This window comes from Nostoc sp. (assembly GCF_036917655.1).
Lineage (GTDB): Bacteria > Cyanobacteriota > Cyanobacteriia > Cyanobacteriales > Nostocaceae > Nostoc.
In genome coordinates, this window is record NZ_JBALCY010000001.1 from 107702 (window position 1) to 132073 (window position 24372).

General features: G+C 45.6%; 23 protein-coding genes and 2 pseudogenes. 4 read left to right on the forward strand and 21 right to left on the reverse strand.

The window, feature by feature from the left end; translation table 11 throughout:
• Positions 1-48: 48 nt before the first annotated feature.
• From V7K30_RS00560 to V7K30_RS00585, 6 genes are all read right to left on the reverse strand, one after another.
• Positions 49-441: a DUF302 domain-containing protein gene (locus V7K30_RS00560; protein WP_334996094.1), complete on the reverse strand. Its 393-nt coding sequence runs from the start codon at positions 439-441 to the stop codon at positions 49-51.
• 56 nt (positions 442-497) lie between these two features.
• On the reverse strand, positions 498-977 hold the full coding sequence (locus tag V7K30_RS00565; RefSeq protein WP_334996096.1) for a nuclear transport factor 2 family protein: 480 nt from the start codon (positions 975-977) through the stop codon (positions 498-500).
• 36 nt (positions 978-1013) lie between these two features.
• Positions 1014-1469 carry a DUF6130 family protein gene (locus V7K30_RS00570; RefSeq protein ID WP_334996097.1) on the reverse strand — a complete coding sequence of 152 codons (456 nt, stop codon included), beginning with the start codon at positions 1467-1469 and terminating at the stop codon, positions 1014-1016.
• Positions 1470-1485: 16 nt separating this feature from the next.
• On the reverse strand, positions 1486-2514 hold the full coding sequence (locus V7K30_RS00575) for an alpha/beta fold hydrolase (RefSeq protein ID WP_334996099.1): 1029 nt from the start codon (positions 2512-2514) through the stop codon (positions 1486-1488).
• A gap of 88 nt (positions 2515-2602) precedes the next feature.
• A complete protein-coding gene (locus tag V7K30_RS00580; RefSeq protein WP_334996101.1) occupies positions 2603-2725 on the reverse strand; it encodes a hypothetical protein in 123 nt (40 codons plus the stop codon).
• Between the two features lie 162 nt (positions 2726-2887).
• A complete protein-coding gene (locus V7K30_RS00585; protein WP_334996103.1) occupies positions 2888-3535 on the reverse strand; it encodes a cysteine hydrolase in 648 nt (215 codons plus the stop codon).
• Positions 3536-3545: 10 nt separating this feature from the next.
• Between V7K30_RS00585 and V7K30_RS00590 the strand changes: the two genes are divergently transcribed.
• On the forward strand, positions 3546-3668 hold the full coding sequence (locus tag V7K30_RS00590) for a hypothetical protein (RefSeq protein ID WP_334996105.1): 123 nt from the start codon (positions 3546-3548) through the stop codon (positions 3666-3668).
• A gap of 106 nt (positions 3669-3774) precedes the next feature.
• Here V7K30_RS00590 and V7K30_RS00595 read toward each other — a convergent pair whose 3' ends face one another.
• From V7K30_RS00595 to V7K30_RS00665, 15 genes and pseudogenes are all read right to left on the reverse strand, one after another.
• Positions 3775-4770, reverse strand: a complete 996-nt coding sequence (locus V7K30_RS00595; protein WP_334996107.1) for an alpha/beta hydrolase — start codon at positions 4768-4770, stop codon at positions 3775-3777.
• A 135-nt stretch (positions 4771-4905) separates the two neighbouring features.
• A complete protein-coding gene (locus tag V7K30_RS00600) occupies positions 4906-5796 on the reverse strand; it encodes an alpha/beta fold hydrolase (RefSeq protein ID WP_334996109.1) in 891 nt (296 codons plus the stop codon).
• Positions 5797-5986: 190 nt separating this feature from the next.
• Positions 5987-6739, reverse strand: a complete 753-nt coding sequence (locus V7K30_RS00605) for an SDR family oxidoreductase (RefSeq protein ID WP_334996111.1) — start codon at positions 6737-6739, stop codon at positions 5987-5989.
• A gap of 113 nt (positions 6740-6852) precedes the next feature.
• On the reverse strand, positions 6853-7857 hold the full coding sequence (tehA, locus tag V7K30_RS00610; RefSeq protein ID WP_334996113.1) for a dicarboxylate transporter/tellurite-resistance protein TehA: 1005 nt from the start codon (positions 7855-7857) through the stop codon (positions 6853-6855).
• A gap of 79 nt (positions 7858-7936) precedes the next feature.
• Complete coding sequence (locus V7K30_RS00615; RefSeq protein WP_334996115.1) at positions 7937-8326, reverse strand: DUF302 domain-containing protein; 390 nt, start codon at positions 8324-8326, stop codon at positions 7937-7939.
• 35 nt (positions 8327-8361) lie between these two features.
• Entirely contained in the window at positions 8362-8820 is a 459-nt protein-coding gene (locus V7K30_RS00620) for a cupin domain-containing protein (protein ID WP_334996117.1), read from the reverse strand.
• Positions 8821-8837: 17 nt separating this feature from the next.
• Positions 8838-10562, reverse strand: coding sequence for a ferric reductase-like transmembrane domain-containing protein (locus V7K30_RS00625; RefSeq protein ID WP_334996119.1), 1725 nt, complete (start codon positions 10560-10562; stop codon positions 8838-8840).
• Between the two features lie 263 nt (positions 10563-10825).
• Positions 10826-11410: a DsbA family protein gene (locus tag V7K30_RS00630; protein WP_334996121.1), complete on the reverse strand. Its 585-nt coding sequence runs from the start codon at positions 11408-11410 to the stop codon at positions 10826-10828.
• A 268-nt stretch (positions 11411-11678) separates the two neighbouring features.
• Entirely contained in the window at positions 11679-12308 is a 630-nt protein-coding gene (locus V7K30_RS00635; protein WP_334996123.1) for a response regulator transcription factor, read from the reverse strand.
• A gap of 15 nt (positions 12309-12323) precedes the next feature.
• Complete coding sequence (locus V7K30_RS00640; protein ID WP_334996125.1) at positions 12324-18353, reverse strand: AAA family ATPase; 6030 nt, start codon at positions 18351-18353, stop codon at positions 12324-12326.
• 539 nt (positions 18354-18892) lie between these two features.
• Positions 18893-19261: pseudogene (locus V7K30_RS00645) on the reverse strand (transposase); the annotation flags it as partial.
• The gene (locus V7K30_RS00650) at positions 19257-19553 is read right to left on the reverse strand and encodes a transposase family protein (protein ID WP_334996127.1); all 297 of its coding nucleotides are present in this window, start codon (positions 19551-19553) and stop codon (positions 19257-19259) included. The gene V7K30_RS00650 and the pseudogene V7K30_RS00645, both read right to left, overlap by 5 nt.
• Positions 19541-19714 carry a hypothetical protein gene (locus tag V7K30_RS00655; protein WP_334996129.1) on the reverse strand — a complete coding sequence of 58 codons (174 nt, stop codon included), beginning with the start codon at positions 19712-19714 and terminating at the stop codon, positions 19541-19543. The genes V7K30_RS00650 and V7K30_RS00655 overlap by 13 nt, the downstream gene beginning before the upstream one ends.
• A 49-nt stretch (positions 19715-19763) precedes the next feature.
• Positions 19764-20063 carry an O-methyltransferase gene (locus V7K30_RS00660; RefSeq protein ID WP_334996131.1) on the reverse strand — a complete coding sequence of 100 codons (300 nt, stop codon included), beginning with the start codon at positions 20061-20063 and terminating at the stop codon, positions 19764-19766.
• An 84-nt stretch (positions 20064-20147) separates the two neighbouring features.
• Entirely contained in the window at positions 20148-20753 is a 606-nt protein-coding gene (locus V7K30_RS00665; RefSeq protein WP_334996132.1) for a nitroreductase family protein, read from the reverse strand.
• A gap of 555 nt (positions 20754-21308) precedes the next feature.
• On the opposite strand from V7K30_RS00665, the pseudogene V7K30_RS00670 reads away from it, so the two are divergent.
• The 3 genes and pseudogenes from V7K30_RS00670 to V7K30_RS00680 all read left to right on the forward strand — a co-directional run.
• Positions 21309-21814: pseudogene (locus tag V7K30_RS00670) on the forward strand (NAD(P)-dependent oxidoreductase); the annotation flags it as partial.
• Between the two features lie 21 nt (positions 21815-21835).
• Positions 21836-23440, forward strand: coding sequence for an FAD-binding protein (locus tag V7K30_RS00675; RefSeq protein WP_334996133.1), 1605 nt, complete (start codon positions 21836-21838; stop codon positions 23438-23440).
• The gene (locus V7K30_RS00680) at positions 23440-23802 is read left to right on the forward strand and encodes a 4Fe-4S dicluster domain-containing protein (protein ID WP_334996135.1); all 363 of its coding nucleotides are present in this window, start codon (positions 23440-23442) and stop codon (positions 23800-23802) included. Before V7K30_RS00675 ends, V7K30_RS00680 begins: the two co-directional genes overlap by 1 nt.
• Positions 23803-24372: the final 570 nt, after the last annotated feature.

The window sequence follows — 24372 nt, forward strand, 5'->3', positions numbered from 1 at the left end:
GAATTTTAAATTGCGTCAATAGTCAACTAAATTGAATCAACAAATAAGTTAATTAAAGAGTACTTGATGAATTAAAGGTGTAATGATAGCGATGTTCTTCGCCAACTCATCGGAGAGAGAAAATCGCTGTTTTAAGTAATTAGGATCGTTGTAACTCACCCACACCTTGCCATGAGTAGTTTCCCATGCCAGTACTTTCAGGGGTAAATCCAGGGCGATTGTTGGTTCTGCCACCATCAGGGGAGTTCCGGCTTTCGGGCTGCCAAACAGCAACAACTGCGTCGGACACAAGCTTAGTCCGACTTTTTCGGCTTCAGCCTGTTGATCAATACGGGCAAAAACGGTGATGCCTTTTGCTTGAAGGATGGCTACAAAGCGATCAATAGTTTCAGTCACTGCATACGGGCTGAGTTGGTTGATGATGCCGTTGTTTGCATTCATAGCAGTAGACTCCTTGCAGGATAAAAACTAGGTGATATGGTCGTTGCTCCGGCTTGTCAAAGATTGAGGTCTGACAATCCGGGATGATTATCGGGACGACGACCCAGTATCCAGTGGAATTTGAGATCGCTCTGGTGAATTGGCAGGTCATTGATGCTGGCAATACGCCACCGCATGAATCCGTGTTCGTCGAACTCCCAATTTTCATTCCCGTAAGAACGGAACCAGTTGCCGGAATCATCATGCCATTCGTAAGCAAACCGGACAGCAATTCGGTTGTCTCGAAAAGCCCAAAGCTCTTTGATCAGACGGTAGTCCAATTCTTTAAGCCACTTACGTGTCAAGAACTGTACGATCGCCTCACGACCAGATAGAAATTCTGAGCGGTTGCGCCAAATGCTATCCGACGTGTAAGCGAGTGATACTTGTTCAGGGTTACGTGTGTTCCAAGCATCTTCTCCGATTCGGACTTTTTGGATGGCGGATTCACGATCGAAAGGCGGTAGGGGTAGTCGAGGATTTTCGGCATTGTTCATATTTATATAAAATATTACAATAAATGCAATGCCTACTTATCGCTCAGGATTGGGCAGCGTGAACATCACCGTTTCGCTGGTGATTACCTTGTGCGTGGGGTCGGCTAGTTCGATCAGTACCTTGTGTGGACCAGGTTCCAGTCCGACCAGGATGATCGTTTGGCCGCTAGTATCGACAAAGTGCCACGGCAAATCGTCAACGGTAATGTGGATGTGACCGATACGCGGCGATACTTCGAGAGCGCCTTTGCCGAACACTGGCAACACGCGCAGATTCTCCGTCCGGTACTGGATGAAAACGCGGCCCTGGGTCAACGGTTCGGGAAGCGGTGGATCGACAATCAGCTTGGGTGGTGCTTCATTTTCGATTGCAATCAACGGTGATGATCCGATAATGTCCCTGGCGCTCGGTGTGGAGGTGTTCATGGCGATTAAATACATGAGAGTGGTCGATATGAAGATCCCTTTGAAGGTGAAGAAGTGTATGGTCATAGCTCTGGAGAAGTCATCAACGTTTCTTTGATGCGAGTTCCCAGACCGCATCTGCAAATGCTGTGGGATATTCCTGGGGCAGGTTATGACCGATATTCGGAATGACCCGATGCTGGCGATCTCCGCTAAACTTCGCTGCCGTCGATTTCCCATCGGTTGCTGGCACGACACCATCTGCGTCCCCGTCCAGCGTGATCGTCGGCACCGGAATGGTCGGTTGCGCGGCGAGCCGCTGCTCAAGCTCCTCATACATGGGATAGCCGGCAGCAAGTCCAAGGCGATGGCGGTAGGAATGGATGACGACCTCCACATAATCGGGGTTGTCGAAGGCGCTGGCGTGTTGATCGAGCGTTGCCTCGTCAAAGCGCCAGTTCGGTGAATTGCGAGTCCAGAGAATCCTCGCAATCTCACGTCTGTTAGCCGTTAGTCCGGCGCGTCCGCGCTCAGTCTGGAAATAATATTGGTACCAGATCCCGGATTCGATCGCGGGTGAAAGTGGCAGCCCTGCCTTGGCAATGTCCTGGATCAGGTAGCTATTGACGGACACCAAACCGGTGCATCGTTCCGGCCAGAGAGCCGCAACAACGCAAGCGGCTCGTCCACCCCAGTCATAGCCAGCAAGCACAGCACGGTTCAACTGCAATGCATCCATCAAGGCAATCGCATCGACACCGATCGCGGCTTGCTGCCCGGAGCGTGGTGTTTCGCTGTGGAGAAAACGGGTTGATCCATGTCCCCGCAGGTAGGGAACAATCACCCGACATCCACGTGTAGCAAGCATTGGTGCAACGTCAATGTAGCTATCGATGGAATATGGGAATCCATGCAGCAGCAACACTGGAGATCCATCGCTCGATCCTGTTTCATAGTAACCGATGTCGAGGACACCCGCCTTGATCTGCTTGATGGGAGTAAACCTAAATTCAGATCGTTTGGGCTTGTCGAAGCTTGCGTGTGCGGTACCCATGAGTGCCATTTCTGTGAGAATGCTTGCTGCCGCCGTTCCCAGAAAGCGGCGGCGGTTATGTTTAATTGCTTTGAGCATAGAGTTGACTCTTTGGATTGATTGATGAGGCGATTGCACAAAGCGCAGTGCTGAGTGCTGAGTAAGAAGAGTACTCAGTAATTTTTCACTATGGTAAAAGCCCCGCCCCTTGTGGGCGGAATCTTCTTAACTCTTGAGTTGGTTGATAGCCCACCCCTTGCGGCTGGTCTTTTAACTCAGCACTCAGTACTCGGAACTCAGCACTCTTCATGCAAGAGTTGGTTGATAGCCCACCCCTTGCGGCTGGTCTTTTAACTCAGCACTCAGTACTCGGAACTCAGCACTCTTCATGCAAGAGTTGGTTCATACCCCACCCCTTGCGGGTGGTCTTTTAACTCAGCACTCAGCACTCGGAACTCAGCACTCTTCATCGCTACAACATTGCTGCCACAATGTCGTCTGTAGACAGAACGGCGTTAGCGACATACCCAAAATTAATCAGTGCTGCCTTATAGCCATCACCAAGATCCGGATGGCGCGGGGCAGCCGTTGCATCCTTGACGACAAGGACTTCAAATCCCTGTTCGATCAGATCGCGCAGGTGAGCTTCAACACAGAGATTTGCCAACATTCCGAGCAAAATGACTTTGCTCAGGTTGCGCTTACGCAGTTGCAAAACGAGATCATTGCTTTGCGGTCCATAGACTTTATGGGGGCTGACCACGATGGTTTTGCCATCCTCAATAAAAGGCTTGTAGCGATCAAGCCAGTCGGCACCCGATCCTAAGAAACCATCTAGGCTTAAGGGTCCAGTGCGAACAAACTCCTTTACCCCAAGCATCATCTCCTCCAAAGTTCCGGTAAATTTCCAGTTGTAGTCAGTGGGGTAGTAATAGTGGGGAGAGATGAAAACCTCAAAACCATTCTGCTTTGCGGCTTTGAAGATGCGCTCGATGTTCTCGACCGTCTTGTTCTCCTTAACACTGTCACCCACCAAATCCCAGGAGACTCCTGTTTCACTTAAGACATCGTTCTGCGGATCGATAACGACGATTGCGGTGTCATTTTTGTTGATGTTCATGTGTCTCCTGATGCGTTCATCTTCACGTTTTTCTCTGTTCTGGCGCGATCGCACTGAACTTTCTCAATCCCCTTGCCCGGACTCTCAAATGCGAACTGTGGAGCTTAACTCTGACTTAACCAACGAAGATTGAATAAGTCAGAGCAATCTCAAGCCCACAACGCCAAAACCTGCAAGAACGAGGATTCATTGCAACTGGCGGTTAAAGAAGCGATGCCTGCGGCGGTAAACTACGCATCCTATTGCAGATATTTCTTCAATTGGGCAGCAGCTTGAACAAACAGAGAACGAACTGCCGGAACCTCGGCTAAACCATTCAGTAGTCCGAAGTCATGAATCATGCCGTTGTACTGCACAGTTGTCACCTCGACCCCAGCTTGATCCAGCTTGCGTCCATAGGCTGTGCCCTCGTCATGCAAGATATCGCTCTCTGCAACCACAATTAACGCTGGAGGCAAGCCTTTGAGTTGCTCAACCGTTGCCTGTAGGGGAGAAGCATAAATGTCTTTGCGCTTTTCTGGGTCAGCGATGTACATGTCATACATCCACTTCATCGTTGGTACGGTCAGAAAACGCTTATCGCCAAATTGGTGATAAGAATTCGTTTCAAAATCAGCATCTACAATTGGCCACATGAGGATTTGCAGCTTAATGTGCGGCCCTTGTTTTGCTTTTGCCATCAAAGTAGTTACAGCCGTCATATTACCGCCCACACTGTTGCCTACAACTGCCAGATTTTTGCCGTCAACATTAATCTCCTCACCATGCTCGGCAACCCATTTGGTCGCGGCATAGATTTCATTAATAGCTTGTGGATACTGAACGTCTGGAGTGCGAGTGTAGTTGACAAAGACAGCCGCAAAACCTGAAAGCACAACGAGATCGCGAACCATGCGCTTGTGCGTTGGGTAATCGCCCAGTACCCAACCGCCGCCATGAATAAAGATGAAAACAGGCAATGTGCCTTTGACCCCTTCAGGTCGTACAATATTGAGGGTAATTGAATAACCCTCAGAGGTAATCGTCTTCTCAGACTCCTCAATGCCTGAAAGATCGACTTTAACGGAAGCCTGTACATCCACAAGTACTTGACGTGCTTCGAGTGGAGTTAATGTCTCTAACGCCACACCCCCTGAATTCAGCACTTTCAAAAATGCCTTCACTTCGCTGGAAAGACGCGGATCATCTGCGACTTCCAAAACTTTTTGCGCTTGTAAGTTTACTTGAGTAACCATGACGTTCTCCTTTTGATGAATACTAAACAATCTGTTGAAATGGCACTGTTAAGCTAATTAACTTGACAGTGTTAATTGATGGGCAATGATTGTAGATGACAATAACTTTCTATCGACATCGCTACCTAGTCGAAATTATTTCCTGCTGGTAGTTAGTATGGTGTCCTCCTTCACAACGTGAGTGGTCAGAAAGCGACGAATATGGTCTGCGATCGCATCTCCTTCCTCTTCCAAGGCAAAATGCCCGGTATCGAGTAAATGAAACTCAACGTCTTTCAGGTCGCGTTTGTAGGGTTCAGCGCCTTCAGCAGGAAAGATGTAGTCATTCTTACCCCAAACAATGAGGGTGGGTGGTTGATGTTTGCGGAAATACTCCTGCCATTGCGGATACAAGGGTGGATTGGTGCCATAGCTATAGAGCAGCGCCAGCTGAATCTCATCGTTGCCGGGACGATCGAGGAAGAGTTGATCCATGTTCCAGGTATCAGGGCTGATCGCTTCCAGATTGCGAACGCCGTTGGTATATTGCCACTTGGTTGCTTCCAGGGTGACAAGGTGTTTGAGCTTGCCAGCATTCTCAGGAGAACGGTCTTGCCAGTAAGCCTTGATTGGGTTCCAAAATTCGCGCAGACCTTCCTCATATGCATTCCCGTTTTGGACGATCAGTGCTTCCACTCGCTCTGGATATTTAGCCGCAATCCGATAACCAATGGGAGCGCCATAATCCATCACGTAAAGGCTATAGCGTTTGAGATCGATCGCGGTAATAAATTTCTCCACGATCTGAGCTAGGTGATCAAACGTGTAATCAAATTCATTCACAGTTGGCATCGAACTGTTGCCGTAACCCGGATAATCGAGTGCAACCAGATGGAAGCGATCGCCAAGCGCAGACATCAGATTGCGAAACATGTGAGATGAAGTCGGGAAGCCATGCAACAGCAGAATTGTCGGATTATTACGGGAGCCAGCTTCTCGATAAAAGATATCTAAACCATCAATCTCGATTGTGTGAAATGTGGTCATGACTTTACTCCTTGTAAGATTATTTGAATCTTCAATACTTTTGCCAAAATTTAAACATCGTAAATTCGGTGAGGATTTTATCTAAGGATTTGTGTAAAAATAACTTGAACAATTTTTATATTAAAGCTAGCTTTAGCAAGCTATTCCAAATAAATTTTGTAAAACTTATTTTTACATAATGCCTAAGTCTTCAAATCTGTGCCATACCGCCATCGACAAACAGCTCGATACCGTTCACAAAGCTGCTGTCGTCTGATGCGAGAAAGACAACGGCTTTGGCAATCTCATCGGGCGTGCCGACTCTTCCCAACGGGATGGCGCTGACTTGGCTGGTCACGAATTCCTGCACCTGCTGATCACTCAGTCCCAAGAGATTGTAACCGGGAGTAGGAATCACGCCAGGACTAATGGCGTTAACCCGGATCTTGCGCTCTTTCAGGTCGAGTGTCCAATTACGGGCAAACGATCGCACGGCGGCTTTAGTAGCGCTGTAAACACTGAAGGCTGGGGTGCCCTTTATGGAAGTGATCGAGGCGTTCAGAATAATGGAAGCACCTTCTGGCAACAGAGGCAGTGCCTTCTGCACGGTGAACAGCAAACCTTTGACGTTAGTGTTGAACGTTTTGTCAAAGTGTTCTTCGGTGATTGAGCCGAGTGGGGCGAGTTCTCCACCGCCAGCATTGGCGAAGATTACATCGAGGTGTCCTTGCTCTTGTTTGATCGTGGCGAACAGGCGATCGATATCTGCGAGATTCGACACATCACTCTGAACAGCAGTGACATTTTCTCCAATTTTCTTCACCGCAGCATCAAGTTCGTTTTGACGACGACCAGTGATAAAGACGTAAGCCCCCTCTTGTACAAACCGTTGGGCTGTAGCGAGTCCGATCCCACTGTTACCACCTGTGACTAATGCGATCTTACCTGTAAGTTTACCCGCCATAAAATTTCTCCGTTTGTGTGAATTTTGTATTGATGTTTGCCTTCAATGCGCTGGACAATTACGCAATCTGTCTTGTTCTATGGGAAACCATGAAAATCACTGAACGATATCGGTTATTTGCTGGAATCGCTTGTCGCAGGCAGTGGTAGTAGTTTGCCCCGCAGTAAGAGCCGTAATGTCCCCAAGGCAATGCTACCGATCGCAATATTTGCGCCAACGAATAACAGTACTGCCAGATATTCCATCACTCCAGTCATGCCGCGTTCAACAAAGCGCAAGGATGCCAGCGCTAGGGCTGCAATGCCGAGCGTGAATGCCCAGTAGGAGGCTGCAAAGGGTTGTTGAAATAACCACGGTAGCAGCCGCAGTAGAATCAACGCCTGCAACAGTCCATAGCCGAAGAGAATCTGGGCGAAGGCATCGGGCTGACCACTGGTGATACTCAAATAAGCAACACAGCCGACGACAGGGGGTGCCAGTTGAATGCCCAGCGTTGGACGCAGTGGTTTAGGCAACGCTTCCAATAAGTACAGGCGATGCGTGATGATGGACTCCAGGGCCAGCCACGAAAACAGCCCCGCTCCAAAAAACAACGTGCCCCACTCTCGATAACCAAGGGTACTGGCAACGATCGCGCTGACAAAACCACCCGCAACTGTCGGTAGGTAGAGAATGGGTGTTATCGTTTCTGGCTTACGCCCTCCCATCCATAGCCGACCGGAACGATACACGCCAAAGCTCAACTGACCAATTGCACCCACAACGAATAACGCGACGGCAATCGCACGGGAGTAGGGTGCGATCGCCAGCGCTACAAGCACCGTAGAAACAGGCACTAACCCGATAAAGCAACACAAAACAGGATGCTCAAACTCAGCTAGGGCATCTGCTCTGGCCCACAACCATTTGCTGACATAGAGCAGCAACAACACGAGCCAGATTGCAACTGTAAGCAGCATAATTGCTTCGCCAATCCAGGTAGGCAGGTGCCAGAGATTAGCAGCTACTCGCCAGCAACTGCCCAACCCCACTAAACCCAGAATCATGCTGAAAAAGGAAGCAGGAATTGTGATGCGATAGTCTTTCAATCCGGTAGGCTTTAGACGTGATTTTCTCATGGTCGAGCTTCCTGGCAGCAGTAGAAAGATGCAAACAATCAAACATGCAACTCCACAATTCGTCCCCAAAGTAAGTTGCTTATCGGAGTGCTTGATTGATTAAAGGTGCAATGACAGCGACGTTCTTAACCAACTCATCACAGAGAGAAAATCGCTGTTTTAAGTAATTGGGATCGTTGTAACTCAGCCACACCTTGCTGTCAGCCGCTTCCCATGCCAGTGCTTTCAGGGGTAAATCGAGAGCGATCGTCGGTTCTGCCACCATTAAAGGTGTTCCGGCTTGCGGGTTGCCAAACAGTAACAACTGCGTCGGACGTAGGCTGAGTCCGACTCTTTCGGCTTCAGCTTGTTGATCAATGCGGGCAAAAATGGTGATGCCTTTTGCCTGAAGGACGGCTTCTAATCGATCAATGGTTGCAATTACTGAATAAGGGCTGGGCTGGTTGATGATGCCGTTATTTGCATTCATAGCAGTGGACTCCTTACAGGACAAAAACTGGGTGATTATGAGAAACTCCGCACCTTATATGTAGAGGGTAGCTCTCCAGGCAAACCCAGCATTTCGTCACCAATCTCGGTGGAAATGCGCTCAAATAGTGCCATATTAGGTGCTTTTGTCTCATCCAGTGTACCAACTGCTGCGATTAGCCGAGCAAAGGCACTCGGCGCAGCAACGACCAACCCGCGAGCTGGCTGATCACTGAGCGCAGCAACCACATGGGGTTTGCCAGCAGGAATCAGGAAGCTGTCGCCAGCACTCAGCACAACCTTTTTCTCACCCGCCCAGACTGTAAACTCTCCTTCTAGCACATAGAGTTGTTCGGAATAGCGCGTGTGGCGATGGGGGGGTGTTTGTGTGCCGGGAGGAAAGTAGCCTTCGATCAGATCGTACTGACCTCCGGTAGTGGTGTGGTCGGCAACGATATTGAGACGAGTGCCAAAAAGCCAGAGAGATTGTGCCATCAGATTGCTCCTGTTGATTAATTGCTTGCGTAATAAGCAGTAATTTTGGTTGAGTGTTTAAGAACCAGGAAACGAGAAGATAGTTCTCTCTCTTTAGGCAGAGACCAGATGCGGATGGTTTTGTCGGCACTACTGCTGGCTATCATGTCTCCATGCGGACTGAAAGCTACTGACCGGACGGCTTGCTCGTGGCCTGTCAAATTCTCCAAGAGTTTGCCGTCAGGCAGTCTCCACAACTTGATGGTTCTGTCATAGCTACCACTAGCTAACCTCTTGCCATCGGGGCTGAAAGCTACTGACCACACAACTCCTGAATGTCCAGGTAGGGAGTGCAACAATTGACCAGTGGGCATTTGCCAGAGTTTCACTGTCCCATCAGCGCTGCCACTCGCTAAAGCTCGTCCATCAGGACTAAAAGCCACTGAGCGTAGGGCTTGTGAATGAGCATTCAGGGTTTCTAGGACAACACCATCCCTGAGTCGCCAAATTTTGAGTGTGCCACCCTCATTGCCGCTAGCTAAGGTCTGCCCATCCGCACTAAAAGCAACAGTCCTTACCCAATCTCCATCGGAGAACTTATGGACTTGTGCGCCAGTCTGCACGTTCCAGATGCGGATGGTTTTGTCAGCACTGCCACTAGCTAACCACTTTCCGTTGGGGCTGATGGCAACAGCTTCGACATCATCTGTATGAGCATCTAGGGTGCGAAGGAGTTGTCCCGTCTCTAGATTCCAGAGTTTAATCCGGTTATCCCAACTGCCACTAGCAAGAAGCTTGCTATCTGGACTGATGGCAAGGCTGACTATTGCATCGCCGTGTCCTTTTAAAGTATAAAGTAAGGTGTTACTAGACAGATCCCAAATTTTAATTTGTTTATCGTAACTGCCACTGGCGAGGAAGCGTCCATCAGGGCTGATTGCGATCGCATAAAGCCAAGTAGAATTTCCTTGGAGAGTACGTAAAGGTTGAGTGGTTGGAACAGAGATAGTAGCGATGCTAGCGTTTCGAGAGAGGGAAAATAGGCTAGCAAAACTCTTACTACCAACCAACATCATTAGGGTGCTGATTCCCAATGCTGCTGAATATTTCCAGGTAATTTGTTTCGATCTCATAACTGGATATTCCTTGTTTGCTTGGGAAAATAATCTGACTGGCACCAACTGCTCCCCGGTGTCGGAGACTAACAGTTCTTCTGGGATTTGAGATGGAGACACTTTTTCCTTCGCTTTTTGTTGTTTATTCCGATGTTCAATCCAGCGTCGCATCAGAAATAAAAGGGTTGTCGTGACCATCCCTACTAGCGCAATCGGGGTTAAATAAGTCCAATGCTCTGACATTTTGTCCCAAACGTGCCAAATGAGCAGGAAAATAGCTAAGTAAGTCAGGGTATGTAACCGCTTCCAATTTTTTTTCAGTCTTTTGATACTCCAGTTATTAGAAGTAATTGCTAATAGGGTAAAAATTATAAAGGTTGATATACCTTGGATATAAATCCAATAGGTATTAGGATCTAAAAAATCAATATCTCTCTTTTTCACTAAAAGGAACCCATGAAGCAAAGCCAAGCAGAAAGCTAGAATACCGATGATTCGTCGGTACTTTAACAGCCATTTGGGAAGACTCGCCTGTTTACTTTGAGGAAAAATGATTCTGAGATTGGTGGGCATTAAGGTGAGAATATAAGCTCCTAAAGCTAGAAATCCCAGGCTGTTTTCTAACGGTGCTGTATCGATTGCCGCCATGACTAATCCACCTTAATTTTTCAATGAAAGCCACTTTTTTATGAGTTAAATATTTCCTACACCCACATCAGCGAGGAAAGTCAAAGCTTGCTAGCGCTAGTGCAAGACTGATATATTCATCAAACTCTACTGTTAACTGAGTTAAAGCCTGAGATTTACTGACTCATTTCTCACTTGTGACCAAAGAGGCAGGGGAGCAGGGGGCAGGGGGCAGGGGGCAGAGGTACGCTGAGAATTCGCTATGAATTAATGAAATGTTGTACTTAATGATTTGCAGTGACAATAGCTGCCATCAACTGCTTAATGTTCCAGCGATGCCTGGGTTGGGCTACGCCTACGCTATACCGAATTCCATTAATAAACAGTGCTGGAGTAGCCGTTACTCCACTTTGTAATCCACTTTGAATATCTTCATTGATGCGATCAATGTACACTTTTTTAGATATATCTTGCAGAAATTGGGAAATATCAAGTCCTAGATTATTAGCATATTCCACCAGATAGCCGTTTCCCAACTCTTGTTGATGGGTGAACAGCATTTCATGCATCTGCCAAAATTGACCTTGGGCAGCAGCCGATTCAGCCGCTTCCGCCGCACGTTGAGCATGAGAATGGATCTCTATTTGTGGAAAATGACGGAAGATAAAGCATAAGTAACCCTCTCCAAAAGAAACACTAAGTTGTCGCCCAATGACTTTAATCAGCCTATAAACGTCCGCACTCTCAAGACATTGATAGTCCCCATACATCACCAGCACTACGATGGCATTCAGCACACCTTTTATGTGATCCTGTATTGAAGGTGGAACGAATAACGAACTGCGGTCAGGGTCAAGGTCAAAGCTCACTGATACCTCCGAGGGTTGTATGTTCAGCGCTTGGGATGAGGATACAACCCTCTTTCTACTTTCTTTGTGTAAAGCAAACTTAGATATTGCAACTAAATTGCTATCAATGTTTGCCTGAATTAAATATATGCAATTAACTCGGTTCTTGTCGTCCACTAAAAGTTGAAACTTTTGTACAATACAATGATTGATAAATCAGTCCATCTCAAAATGGAAGGTTGGCTACAACTTTAGTTGTCATCAAAATTTCAACTTGAGGACAACTTACTTATAAATTGACAATCCCTCGTTTAACAGCAATAATCACGGCTTGAGTGCGATCGCTCACTCCCAATTTACTTAAAATTCGATTAACGTGAGATTTGACGGTGCTTTCACCGATAGTTAAAGTAGTGCTAATTTCTAAATTACTCATTCCTTGCGCCATTAAACGGAGTACATCTAGTTCTCGCTCACTCAGTTCTGGATTCCTCATCCTCTGCACCAGTTTTGCCCCTACTTCGGGTGGAATATACTGCTGACCGCGATGAATTGTGCGAATGGCACTCAGAAGTTCGTTGGGTTTAGCATCTTTGAGCAAATATCCTTTAGCGCCTGCCTGTAAACCACGATAAATATCTTCATCACCATCGTAGGTAGTTAGCACAACAATTCGAGCAGCTTTAAATTCAGCACAAATCGCACTAATGGTTTCAACTCCTGCCATCTGCGGTATTCGTAAATCCATTAGCGTTACATCTGGTTGGTATTCACGAAAGAGCGCGATCGCCTGTTGCCCATCTTCTGCTTGAGCAATCACCATCATCTCTGGATCACGGTTAATGATGGTTGTCAATCCTTGCCTGACAATGGAATGATCGTCAACAATCAGAACCCGAATATTCGTTGATTCGCTCATAATTATTAATTATTTTTACTCTCGATTTACAATGACAACAATTTCTGTTCCTTGTCCAGGTTGGCTCTGAATCGTCATCTGTGCTCCAAGGTGTTCTACCCGCTCGCTCATTCCCAGCAATCCAAATCCGCCAACAGATGGGATGCTACCAACCCCAAAGCCCCGTCCATCGTCTTTAACGCGCAGGATACATTGGGCATTGTCATACACCAACTCAACACGAATTTCGCCAGCATCAGCGTATTTTATGGCATTGGTTAATGCTTCCTGTCCAATTCGTAGTAAGTTATTTTCAACCTCGGCAGGCATTGAATAGGCTGTGCCTTTGATTTCGTAGATCAGAGATGTATCGGCAGCCGCTCTCATTTGAGTCACAAGGCGATGAAGGGCACTTTGTAAATTCCCATCTTCCAAGAGATGAGGGCGTAGTGCTGCCACCGATCGCCGCGCCTCAGAAAGCCCTGTTCGTGCCAGTTCATCAATCATTTCCAGATGTTCCTGAGTTACTTCGGGATCGTCCGCTAGCACTTGCGTTGCCGCTCCCACTTGGAGCAGAATGCCTGTGAAAGACTGTGCCAGGGTATCGTGAATTTCTCGCGCCATGCGGTTGCGTTCTTCCAGAATGGAGGCGTGTTCGGCTCGTTTTTGATCGCTAATGTCGGTAATGAGACTGTAGAAGCCTCTCACTTGAGCATTGCGATCGCCTTTGGCGCTGCCCCTTGGGCAATCGCAATCGGGGATAAAGGTAGCACTGATGCACCTTTTACCAAGCGAAAAGGGAATTTCTGCTTCCAGGGTTACAGTTTGCCCTTCAAACACTTGATTGATATACCGCTCAAACCGTTGATAAATCGTCTCACCCATGAGATCATGAACAGACTTGCCCAAAATCTTATCTCGACTAAGGTTAAACCAGACCTCATAAGTGCGGTTGACAAACCGATAGCGCTGATTTGCATCTACGTAGCTGATCAAAGCAGGCAGAGCGTCGGTGATTAGTCGTAATTCCTGTTCTCGCTCGCGCAGTGCAGCTTCGCTTTTCTGTAACGCTGCTGTTCGTTCTGCGACCTGTTGCTCTAAGGTGCGGTTGTAATTCGCTAAGAGATTTTCTGCTTGTTTGCGCTCCGTGATATCTTCAAAGGCTACGATCGCATAAGCCACTTTGCCCTGTTCGTCAAAAACTGGAGTCCCCCATACCTCAACTGGAATGGTGGCGTTATTTTGGCGAATTTCTATGTCGTCAACAGTGGTGCGTTCGCCGTTTAACGCTCGGATGACTGGCAGTTTTTCAGTAGGGTAGATTTGATCTGTTCCCGCCTGATAAAATTGATAAACCTCTGCAATTTGATCCGGTGGCACGGCGGGGTCAATCCCTTTGCCCATTAACTCAATTCCCCGTTGATTAGCGTAGTAAGGGCGACCAGTCTCATCGACTATACCAATTCCTACCGGAATCGCTTCTAGAAATTGAGTCATCTGACTTTCGCTAGCTCGTAGCTTTGAGTAGAGTTTTGCATTTTCGATCGCAATTGCTGCCTGGGTTGATAACAGATGCAAAACTTGCGTTCGCGTAGCGTCTCCGTTGGCAGAGCCTCCCGCAGGGAAGGAGACTCGCTCCGGTGTAAACGCCCCAGCCGCTAATTGATTTTCTAAATACAACACACCGATAAGCTTACCTTGATTCAGCATCGGTAAACACAAAATTGATTGGGGCTGATGATGCTGAATATATGGCTCGTTGATGAAATTACCTTCACGAGTTGCATCATTTAAGATGACAGATTCATGAGTCCGAATCACATAATGAATAATTGATTCAGGCAGTTTATTTACAGTTGGAATGGATTGCAGCACTCGCGTAGCACAGGTATTTTCACCCTCATTGAGTTCACAAGAAGCTTCAATCACCCATTCTCCTGAGTTTTCCAAAATCAAAAATCCTGTTTGTGCGCCAGCATTTTCGATTAATATCTTCATCAAGGAACTGAGTAACTTATCCAGTTCAATTTCACTAGAAATCGCAAGGGAAGCTTTCATGACTGCTACTAAGTCGAAAGCGATGGGTGAGTGATTAGAGGTGGTTCCAGAAGTTTTGGGGATTGGTGCAAAAGCCATGCCCGACGACTGAGGAAATAGCTGTGGATATCGAGTTTCTAAATCTTTGACCTTTGCAGCTGCTCCCCAGCGATCGTAGCAGTAATGTGCTTCCCTCATATAAGTTTGGGCGATTTTTTCTCTACCTCTTGCCAGATAATGTTTAGCAGCTAATTCGTATGCTAATGCTTCTTCTTGCAAATACTCGTTGTCTTTAGCCCTTTGAATGGCTTGCTCGTAGAATTCTTCTGCCTCAAGCAACTGACCCAAAACTCGTGCTGTCTCTGCTTGCACTAAATAATATTTATGTAAATGATTCATGGGCGCGTAATGTGCCCATTGCTTTATTTTCTTCTGGCTAACCGCAATTTTTTTGAGGATTCCCTCTTGCGCTTGAGTACTGCTTTCAAAATATATTGCGAGTCTTGTCAAAGCATCATATAGGTAGTAAAAAGGCGCAATAGGTGTGCCTATTATTCGGATTAAATAACGTTCTGCTATGGTTGAGTTTTCAACTGCCTGAGCATAGTCAGAAAATAGGTAGCACAGGAAAAGTTTATTGAAATAGACATTAAAGATAGCAGTTCCATCATTTGCTGCTTCGTGTTGTGGCAATCCATTCTCCTCATTGTAGAATTTGCCAACTAAACGGGTTGGATTGACCGAGTATCCCATCAAATTTGCGATCGCCTGATGAAATATTTGATTCCAGGTTAGTGCTGTTTCCTGTTTGATTTGACGAATTGCTTCATTGTATTCCCTCATCTCGTGTTCAACCTCCACGAGTTCGTTTCCGACAACATAGGAGTTAAAGCAATAAGAGTGAGCGCTATAGGCAGCAAACTCTAAATCTCCGGTTTCTAGCCCACTTTGATAGGCTTCTACTAATGGCTGTAATGTGTCTCTCACATGATCTTTCCAATGAATGATGAAGGTATTCACGATGAGCGATGTTCTAGCTCTGAGTGAATGGGACTTAGGTTGTGACAACTGCCTTAAAGCTAACTGTCCAAACTTGTAGCCCGTCTCGATGTCTTCGACCTTTCCACACAGAACTAATCCAAAGTTGGCATAAGCAAAGGAAGATGCAAACGAATTTCCATGCTCGAATGACAAGCTGACTTGTTTAGATACCAGTAAGGTCATTAAATCAGGAGCGGCAATCCAGGCCGCAATCGTAATTCTAGATAGGATTCGCATTGCTGCTAACTTGTCTGGCTCAGTCAATTCCGGCAAATGGAGCAAGTCCTTAATCTGTTTCTCACTCAAGAGTGATGTGATTGCGTCTAGTTCAAGCTGAATATCTAACTGACTGGGCTGTTTGGGAAAACTGATCTCCAGTTGCTGCAAAACTTGCAATCCAGTATTGATTGCTTCTAATAGTTGGTTCTGGGCGATGTAGGTTTGAATTTTGACTTCGTAAACTTTGACGTTATCGAGAACCGTTTTAGATTCTTGGACAACGCTCGCCACCCAGTATTCTACCTGTTCAAAATCGCCACACAAATACGCTAATTCTGTTGTTTCTAAATATAAATCTAATGTCAAGTCATAGTTTGTTTGCCAACTAGACGCTGCCAGCCAAACTCTTGCTGTGGCTAAATATTTTTTCCCTACAATATAGGCGATCGCAGCTTTTGCTTTCTGCCCTGCAATTAAATTTAATCTCGCCATTCCATTGCGTTCGGGTTGATCTGTGACAAGCTCAATCCCATGATTAAGATGATCAACAATTTCAAACAACCTGTCTGATAGTCGCTCCTGCAAGGTTTTGCTGAGGAGATTACGACCAATTTGTAAATGAACAACTTGTTTCTGCGACTCATCAATTAAAATATATGCTGCTTGCTGCACGCGATCGTGCAAAAACTTATACTCTTGAATCAACAAGTCTTCGTCTAATTCAGATAGAGGTTCAATTAAGCCAACTTGGATAGCTGCTAGTAAATCCCGGAAAACCGCTTTAGGAGTTTGATCACAAACAATCGATAAAGTATCTAAATTAAATTCAGCCCCGACACAAGCGGCTAAACGGAGAATTTGCTGTGTGACTTCTGGTAGTTTCTTTAACTTGCGAAGCATCAACTCCACAACATTATCGGTGATGTTTTGGGATTGAATCTGAGCAATGTTCCACTCCCAGCTTAGATGTTCAGCATCAAAGGTCAATAAATTTTCGCTATACAGCATTCTCAAAAATTCACTGACAAAAAAGGGATTGCCCTCAGTTTTACGCAACACTAACTCAGCTAAGGCACGAACGGTATCTGCATTCTGATGTAGCGTCTCGGCAATTAACTGAGATAACGCCTCAAGCGTTAAAGGTGCTAAGATAATTTCCTGAAGCACTGCCCCTTGTTTTCGCAGTCTTTCTAATGTTAATACCAGTGGATGCGTTGGATTTACTTCATTATCTCGATAGGCTCCAATCAAAAATAGAAATTGGGTTTGCTCATCCAGCAGCATCAGTTCGATTAACTTCAGCGTTGCTGAGTCTATCCACTGCAAATCATCTAAGAAGATCGCTAGGGGATGTGACTCTGAACAAAATACCCGCAAAAACTGCCCAAAGATTCGATGAAAGCGATTTTGAGCTTCATCGGCTCCAACGGAGGGTACAGGCAGCTGTTTGCCGATAATTAATTCCACTTCCGGGATGATATCAATGATAATTTGTGCGTTCGTTCCCAAAGCTGTTAGAAGGTGCGATCGCCAATGTTGCACTTGTTCGTCTGATTCACCGAGTAGTTGCTGCACCAATTTTTGCAGGGCATCCGCGATCGCACTGTAGGGAATATTGCGCCCAAATTGGTCGAATTTACCAGAGATAAAATAACCGCGCTTTTGGGTAATGGGTTTATAAATTTCCTGTACTAACGCAGATTTCCCAATTCCAGCGTAGCCAGATACCAACATCATTTCGACTTTGAATGTTGAGTGATCTGTTGATTGCTGTTTTGAAGTGTTTTGTGCATGGTTTTGTGAAGAAGCAAGGCGGTCAAAAGCCGCCAGTAACATTGCAACTTCCTTGTCCCGTCCATACAGTTTTTGGGGAATTTGAAACTGATCCCAAACGTCTTGAAGACCCAGTTGAATGTTACCAATTTGACCAATTTCTTCTATTTGGTAAGCACAAAATTCTAAATCCGCTTTGATTCCCCAAGCACTCTGATAGCGAGCCTCTGCGTTTTTCGCCATCAGTTTCAAAACGATATCTGAAACTGCTTTAGGGATCGCTGCATTCAGTTCGTAAGGTGGAACAGGCGCTTTAGCAATATGACAATGGACTAGCTCAAGGATGTTTGTTGTGGGAAACGGCAGATGTCCAGTTAGAAGTTCGTAGAACGTTACACCAAGGGAGTAAAAATCGCTGCGGTAATCGAGTAAACGGTTCATCCGCCCCGTTTGCTCTGGAGACAGGTAGGCGAGTGTGCTTTCTAACACATGAGGACTTTTGAAAGTCGGATTCGTCCGATTAAATTGGGTAGCAATCCCGAAGTCAATGATTTTGACAACGCCAGTATCTGGATTGAGAACAATGTTTCCCGGATTGATATCCTTATGAATGACACTAGCTGCATGGATTCTACCTAGAATGTCTGTGAGGGCGATCGCAAGACCAAGAAAAGTGGATAAGGGCATGGGGCAGAAGTTCTCTGGGCGCTTGTGCATCCATTGCTCTAGGGACTCTCCGCCAAAATCTTCTAAGATAATCACGAGAGTGCGTTGATAGTCCTGCTGGCTGTATGCCTTGATAACTCCTTCCAAGTTGAGGAAACGAGTAATTTTATATTCCTGTCTGTAGCGGGTCAGTTCTTGAGGAGACGGATAATCTTGCTTGAGTATTTTTGCGGCGATCGCTACTCCATCGTCTCTGATGCCCCGATACACTAAAGAGTTGGAACTTTCGTATATCTTGTCTTGGATGGTAATACCAGGTAGAGTAATCATAGAGCAACTCTTGAGAGTATAATCTGGCATACCTCAAACTATACAGCAATTCTCATGATGAGAATATTTACATGAGTGCTGGACGCTATTCCTCTGATGGGAAATAAATTACTACTGCTGTTAGCCCTCTTTCGTCACTTTCGGCAACGCAAAATCTGAAACCTTAATCTCAATATCGAGAGCTAACCCAGAAGATTGATGGTAAAAGATAAAATCAGCTGAGTAACGTCGAGACGAACCAGGAATTTCAAATTCCACCGCTTGACAGATAAGATTCTCTAAAAACGTACACAGTAAATGGCGAAAAAATTGCTTTTAACTGATACCTTGCTTGGCTGTAGCAATTCCATTTGGTAATTCAACGCATCCTTGAAACGAAGCTTTCAGATACTCCCGACTTTTAGAATCTTTAGTGTATAAACTTCTTACTAGTGGTGGATAAAGAATAATTGGATAGTACCCAGTAAACCAGAAATGTTGAATCCTAATACAAAACTTTACATATCTAGTTAGACTAACTCTTCTTTTGCCTAAAATAGTCAACATGACATCATCTCCTCAAACCAATGAACATAACTGATTTTCTGACACATACAAGATTGTAAATAGCGGAATTTATCTAATAGCGTATGTCCCGATTGTTGTGGGATATATAATATCTGTAAAATTAGATAAGCTATTAAACTAACGTAAATTTGTATAGTGATACCATTGACGTTCTTAGTAATTAATTTGTCAAGTTTTAAGTGCATCTTTAAAAACTTCCACAACAATTCAACTCCCCAACGTAATCGATAAATATCCCTAATTGCATCATCACTAACGGCAGCCTCTCCTAACGCTGGTAAATTAGTAACTAAGCGAAACTCGGTTTTCGCCTCTAAATCACAAAAATTAATTACTCTATATTTTGATTCGACCTATGAGATGTTCAACACCTATTCTTCTGGAAGATAATTCTTTATTTTCTTGTTTTTGTAGCTCAGTAATTTCGGCTTTTTTAGTCTTTTTATGAGGCGTTGCTATTGCAGCATCCCCCTTATAAGCTTTATCTCCTAAAAATTTTTGTTTAGGGTCAAATTTATCGCGGCTGGCTCTAAATAAATTAATATCACTTGTTTTTTCTAGTTTTCCAACTATTACATCAACGATATCTTCTCCATTTGGTAAAACAATAAATTGATTTTTCAGAGTATGCATCTTTTTCTTACCTGAATTTTATTTTTTTCAATAAACGCCTGTTTGTCTAAATGTCTTTTTTCTGCTAACTCTGCTAATGCTAAAAAATGTTCGTATTCAATACCTATTAATCTTTTTGATTCATGAGGATGTGACTCTATTATTTCTAAAGGTGTTTTCATACTATATGCACTTTAATTCATATTCAACTATTTAATTATCTCATAATGTTTATATTAAGGATATGTCTAATAAAGTACCCATATATGGGAGACTGGGGTTAAGGTCAGCAGGTAACGATCGCGCTAGCCAAATCGTGCTGTAACCACCCAGTGTACCAATCTCTAGGATGGTGTGCGCCTTCTGGATTTGCGCTAACAGCAACAGCAGTTTGCCCTGATTGGGTGACACATTGTGCGGTGGTAGCCCTGCATCGGCAGCAGTTTGCAGCGCTGTATCCAGGGCGAGGTCGGGCTGAACAAACAAGTCGGTGATATAGCGATCGACCGCAGCCCAATTTTCTTGGGTCATATTATAGTAATTCTTTTTTGTAAATTTCCTTCACGTTCTGCTTTGGAGTATGTCGAATGTATCTACATACTTCAGCCTCGATCTTTAGTCTTTCAATAAGGCTGAGGTATGTCCCCACTGTCCAATAAAGACAAATTCTTTCAACGGCTTGCGGAGACGGGGAGCCAGTTCGCGATCGCGTAGTCCATCAGGGAGGCTTTGGGGATCGCCAGGATAACCAACTGTCACCACAGTTGCAGGCTCATAGTCTTCTGGAATTTGGTATATTTCTCTCGCGGTATCTCCATTAAATCGCGCTATTTGATGGGCAAATAAACCAAGAGAAGTCGCCTGAAGGATCAGGTTTTCTAACGCTAGTCCGACATCATGAAATGCGTGTCTGTTTGTTTTCCCGTCGTCAGTAAGGATTTTAGCGACTGCAAGTATCAGTACCGGAGCATTTTTCGCCCATCCTTGATTAAACTCCACCAAGGTACTAAGTAGACGATTGTATTCCGTTGAGTCATCTTTGGTGGCAACAATAAAGCTCCAAGGCTGATGATTGTAGGAAGAAGGTGCCCAACGAGCTGCTTCTAGCAATGAGAGTAGTTTATCCTGCTCAACTAAGCGATCGCCAAAAGCTCTAGGACTCCAACGACTCTGGATCAAGTCAAGAACAGGGTATTGCGTTTGGGCAAGTTTCTGCGTCATTTTAATAAATTTCCTTATCGATACTCAGTAAGTTGCCAAATGAAGATAACTAGGATTAAGAAACGCAAATTTTTAGCCTTTTTTTAAAAAACTTAGCAAAGCTAACAATCTAGGCTTTCATTGATTTTTAGATGTAAATAGTGAGCCAGCATGAGCAATCCAGCATTGTAGGAGAGAAACAACTTTGTTGATTAATTATATAATACGGTAAACTTATCGATTTATAGTACTATACTTTCAGTGGCGATCGCTTCCTTTGATATATTGCTTGCACTTAATGGCAAGACACAGGAACTAAAAAAGTGCGAACACCACACTCTGGGTCAAACTTTGGAGAATTTATTATGAGCAACAAGCACCTAGTTTTGGGGTGTGGGACATAAAGAAGTAACCTCTGTTTCACAAGCGTGAGCGTGAATGTTTATTAACACTACACCCTGCCCCAACACCCTGCCCAGGCGTTAGCGTAGCGGGGCGTAGCCCGGTTTCACATTTTCTTCGTGCCATTGTCTCCATACCCATTGACTATTTAGCCTGAAGGATTAACCCGTGGTCAAACTAAAACCATTTGGAGCGAGAGTTTGGGGTGGTCGTCGTCGTCCAGAACCTCTAACAAATTTTGATAAAATCGTCGGCACAAATGAATGGCACGCATTGTTGCTAGAAGTTGACTATTAATTGTGGCGACACCTCTAACACCAGAAACCAAAGCCTTAATTGATGAAACTGTACTGCGTTGGCGTAGCCCGCCGAAGGCATCGCTACCCAGTCATGCTTATTTAATTAATGTCGGTCGCGGTGCAGTTGTGGATGAATCAGCATTAACTAAGGCTCTCACTGAAGGCTGGATTGCAGGTGCAGGATTAGACACAGTTTCTATTGAACCCTTACCGCCAGAAAGCCCTCTATGGTCGTTGCCTAACCTCTTTATTACACCTCATACTTCCGCAATTTCCCCAGCATTGAAAGGACGCATTACCAACTTGTTCCTTGATAACTTAGAACGTTACCGAGGCAATAAGCCTTTACGGAATGTAGTCAATAAGGAAACAGGATACTAAACAAATTTATACAGCGATGATATGAATACAAAAACTTTTCAAGTCTCGGCAGCACAGAGTGTAATTACCACTGATGTCTTAGTTCTGGGTGGTGGGCCGGCTGGCACTTGGGCAGCACTTTCAGCAGCAAAGCAAGGTGCCCGTGTCGTCCTAGCGGATAAGGGATATTGCGGTACATCAGGGGCAACAGCTCCATCCAATACTGGGACGTGGTATCTTCCCAAAGGCGCAGAACGTGATGCAGAAATTGAGCGTCGGCTGTCTCGCTCATCAGGACTTGCCGATCGCCGTTGGTTGCAGCGTGTGATTGAGCAGGCACAAATAGGTTTAGATGATTTAGGGGATAACGGCTATCCTTTTCCTTTTGATGAGCAGGGCAATCCCTACCGTGCTAACTTGCGCGGGCCAGATTATATGCGCTTCATGCGGCAGAGAGCGATCACAGCTGGTGTAAGCATTCTCGACCATCATCCCGCACTCGAACTACTTTCGGACGATGGTGCGATCACAGGTGCAGCAGGTATTCATCCGCGCACTGGGAATCGCTGGGAAGTCAGGGCAGGTGCCGTTGTGCTGGCGACTGGCGGATGCGCTTTTGTGTCTCATGCACTAGGTTGCGATGGTAATACAGGTGATGGTTATCTCATGGCAGCAGAGGCAGGAGTCAGGCTATCTGGAATGGAATTTTCCTCACAATATGGCTTGTCACCGGCTCATACTTCCGTGACCAAGGGATTGACCTTTACCTTCGCCAGTTTTTATTTGGAGGATGGCTCTCCCTTACCGGAAACTGGGGAAGACCGAGCTGTACGTATTGCGCGCCAGTTGATTGCGGGTGAAAAAGTGTATGCCCTGATGAATCGCGGCAACCCTATCGAACATGAATGGTTGCGCCAGGGTCAACCTAACTGCTTTCTACCATTTGAGAGGATTGGTTTAGATCCATTCCAGCAACCCTTCCCAGTGACGCTACGCTCCGAAGGAACTGTTCGCGGCGTAGGTGGGCTGGAAATCATCAACAATGATTGCGCTACAAAAGTGCCCGGACTTTATGCCGCCGGTGATGCAGCCTCGCGGGAAAATCTTACAGGGGCAGTTTCAGGAGGGGGAAGCCCTAATGCATCCTGGGCAATTGCTAGTGGGACTTGGAGTGGTCGCGCCGCAGCACTTTTTGCTGCCTCTTTAGGCGACAAAGCCGGGACACACTTGGTTCGTGGTTTAGGTCAAGCAGGTTTGCGTCCCCGTAAACAGCCGCTAGAGGATGAGCTAATATCGGAAGCAATTAGTGCTGTTCAGGCTGAAACCTTGCCGCTTGATGTTAATTTCTTTCGTTCTGGAGCGAGGATAGCACTGTCACGTCAACGTTTGGATGCAGTATGGGCAGATATTCGTGATTATCTAGTAGGTGAAGGTCGCAATGCTCTACGCGCACGGGAAGCTGCGGCGATGGCGGCCACAGCTCGCTGGATCTGGGCGAGTGCGGATGCACGTAAAGAAAGTAGAGGAATGCACCGACGCACAGATTTTACAAAAACTGACGTGCAACAAACAAGAAGAATATTTAGCAGTGGTATCGATGATGTTGTGGTTGTCGCCGCAGAAAATCAGTTGCAAGAGGTAGCGTAATGATTGAAATTGTTGATAGCGATCGCTGTATCGGCTGTGATATCTGCGTAAAAGTTTGTCCGCGCGATGTCTTTGATTCTGGAGACGATGGAATAGCTGTAATTGCTCGTAAATCAGAATGTCAGACTTGTTTTTTGTGCGAGTTGTATTGCCCTGTTGATGCGCTTTATGTGTCGCCTTATGCCGAACTGGATGATGAGGTTGATACAGAACAGTTAATTACCCAAAACTTACTGGGTAGTTACACCCGTAACATGGGTTGGCATCATGGCAAAATGGGAGGGACTGACAAAGATCCAACTCAACAACTTAGAATTTTGAACAGGGCAAGACAGGATAATGCAAGATTGAATGAAACATAAGCAGCAGTAGGGTTTTAACCTCTTTCGCGGAATTCCCCACAAAGTTTACGTGGTGGCGAACTTTAGGCAAAAAGAGGTAAGATCAAGGCTTTTAACCCGCGTAGGCGGGTTTTGCCTGTGTAGCCGTGACTTCCAGTCGCCTGGTGCAAGATTACTTGACTCAACTCAGCACTCAGCACTCAGGACTGAGTGTTGTCAATTAAACGGCAACCTTAATGATCGTGCTCACGTCCATCTTAGTTAAGGATAGTCTTAATAAAGAGGTATCAATTTGTCAAACCTAGAGTTTTACAGCACTCTCAGATTGAAATAAAAGGAATGAACTTTACTCAAATTCCTTAACTTAGATGCTAACTGCGATGAAAAATGACCACAAAAAATTCTGCTTCACTCGTTGGTTCAACCGTTCTCAATGGATATTCCCTATAATTTCGATGATTGTAGCTTTCGGGATATGGGCTACATCTTCTGCATGACCACTTCGTGGAAGCAAGCTACGCGCTGCGTCTCGTAGAGAAAGAAGTGCGGACTATTCGCTGTTGCATGAGTTCCCCCTCACCGATTGAACGT

Bases quoted from the DNA above. Each gene is read 5' to 3' on its own strand.
- V7K30_RS00560 (WP_334996094.1), bottom strand. From the start codon at position 441: ATGAATGCAAACAACGGCATCATCAACCAACTCAGCCCGTATGCAGTG.
- V7K30_RS00585 (WP_334996103.1), bottom strand. From the start codon at position 3,535: ATGAACATCAACAAAAATGACACCGCAATCGTCGTTATCGATCCGCAG.
- V7K30_RS00640 (WP_334996125.1), bottom strand. From the start codon at position 18,353: ATGATTACTCTACCTGGTATTACCATCCAAGACAAGATATACGAAAGT.
- V7K30_RS00595 (WP_334996107.1), bottom strand. From the start codon at position 4,770: ATGGTTACTCAAGTAAACTTACAAGCGCAAAAAGTTTTGGAAGTCGCA.
- V7K30_RS00620 (WP_334996117.1), bottom strand. From the start codon at position 8,820: ATGGCACAATCTCTCTGGCTTTTTGGCACTCGTCTCAATATCGTTGCC.
- V7K30_RS00635 (WP_334996123.1), bottom strand. From the start codon at position 12,308: ATGAGCGAATCAACGAATATTCGGGTTCTGATTGTTGACGATCATTCC.
- V7K30_RS00575 (WP_334996099.1), bottom strand. From the start codon at position 2,514: ATGCTCAAAGCAATTAAACATAACCGCCGCCGCTTTCTGGGAACGGCG.
- V7K30_RS00625 (WP_334996119.1), bottom strand. From the start codon at position 10,562: ATGGCGGCAATCGATACAGCACCGTTAGAAAACAGCCTGGGATTTCTA.
- V7K30_RS00590 (WP_334996105.1), top strand. From the start codon at position 3,546: ATGCGTTCATCTTCACGTTTTTCTCTGTTCTGGCGCGATCGCACTGAA.
- tehA (WP_334996113.1), bottom strand. From the start codon at position 7,857: ATGAGAAAATCACGTCTAAAGCCTACCGGATTGAAAGACTATCGCATC.
- V7K30_RS00580 (WP_334996101.1), bottom strand. From the start codon at position 2,725: ATGAAGAGTGCTGAGTTCCGAGTACTGAGTGCTGAGTTAAAAGACCAG.
- V7K30_RS00570 (WP_334996097.1), bottom strand. From the start codon at position 1,469: ATGACCATACACTTCTTCACCTTCAAAGGGATCTTCATATCGACCACT.
- V7K30_RS00660 (WP_334996131.1), bottom strand. From the start codon at position 20,063: ATGACCCAAGAAAATTGGGCTGCGGTCGATCGCTATATCACCGACTTG.
- V7K30_RS00680 (WP_334996135.1), top strand. From the start codon at position 23,440: ATGATTGAAATTGTTGATAGCGATCGCTGTATCGGCTGTGATATCTGC.
- V7K30_RS00675 (WP_334996133.1), top strand. From the start codon at position 21,836: ATGAATACAAAAACTTTTCAAGTCTCGGCAGCACAGAGTGTAATTACC.
- V7K30_RS00565 (WP_334996096.1), bottom strand. From the start codon at position 977: ATGAACAATGCCGAAAATCCTCGACTACCCCTACCGCCTTTCGATCGT.
- V7K30_RS00605 (WP_334996111.1), bottom strand. From the start codon at position 6,739: ATGGCGGGTAAACTTACAGGTAAGATCGCATTAGTCACAGGTGGTAAC.
- V7K30_RS00665 (WP_334996132.1), bottom strand. From the start codon at position 20,753: ATGACGCAGAAACTTGCCCAAACGCAATACCCTGTTCTTGACTTGATC.
- V7K30_RS00600 (WP_334996109.1), bottom strand. From the start codon at position 5,796: ATGACCACATTTCACACAATCGAGATTGATGGTTTAGATATCTTTTAT.
- V7K30_RS00615 (WP_334996115.1), bottom strand. From the start codon at position 8,326: ATGAATGCAAATAACGGCATCATCAACCAGCCCAGCCCTTATTCAGTA.
- V7K30_RS00655 (WP_334996129.1), bottom strand. From the start codon at position 19,714: ATGAAAACACCTTTAGAAATAATAGAGTCACATCCTCATGAATCAAAA.
- V7K30_RS00650 (WP_334996127.1), bottom strand. From the start codon at position 19,553: ATGCATACTCTGAAAAATCAATTTATTGTTTTACCAAATGGAGAAGAT.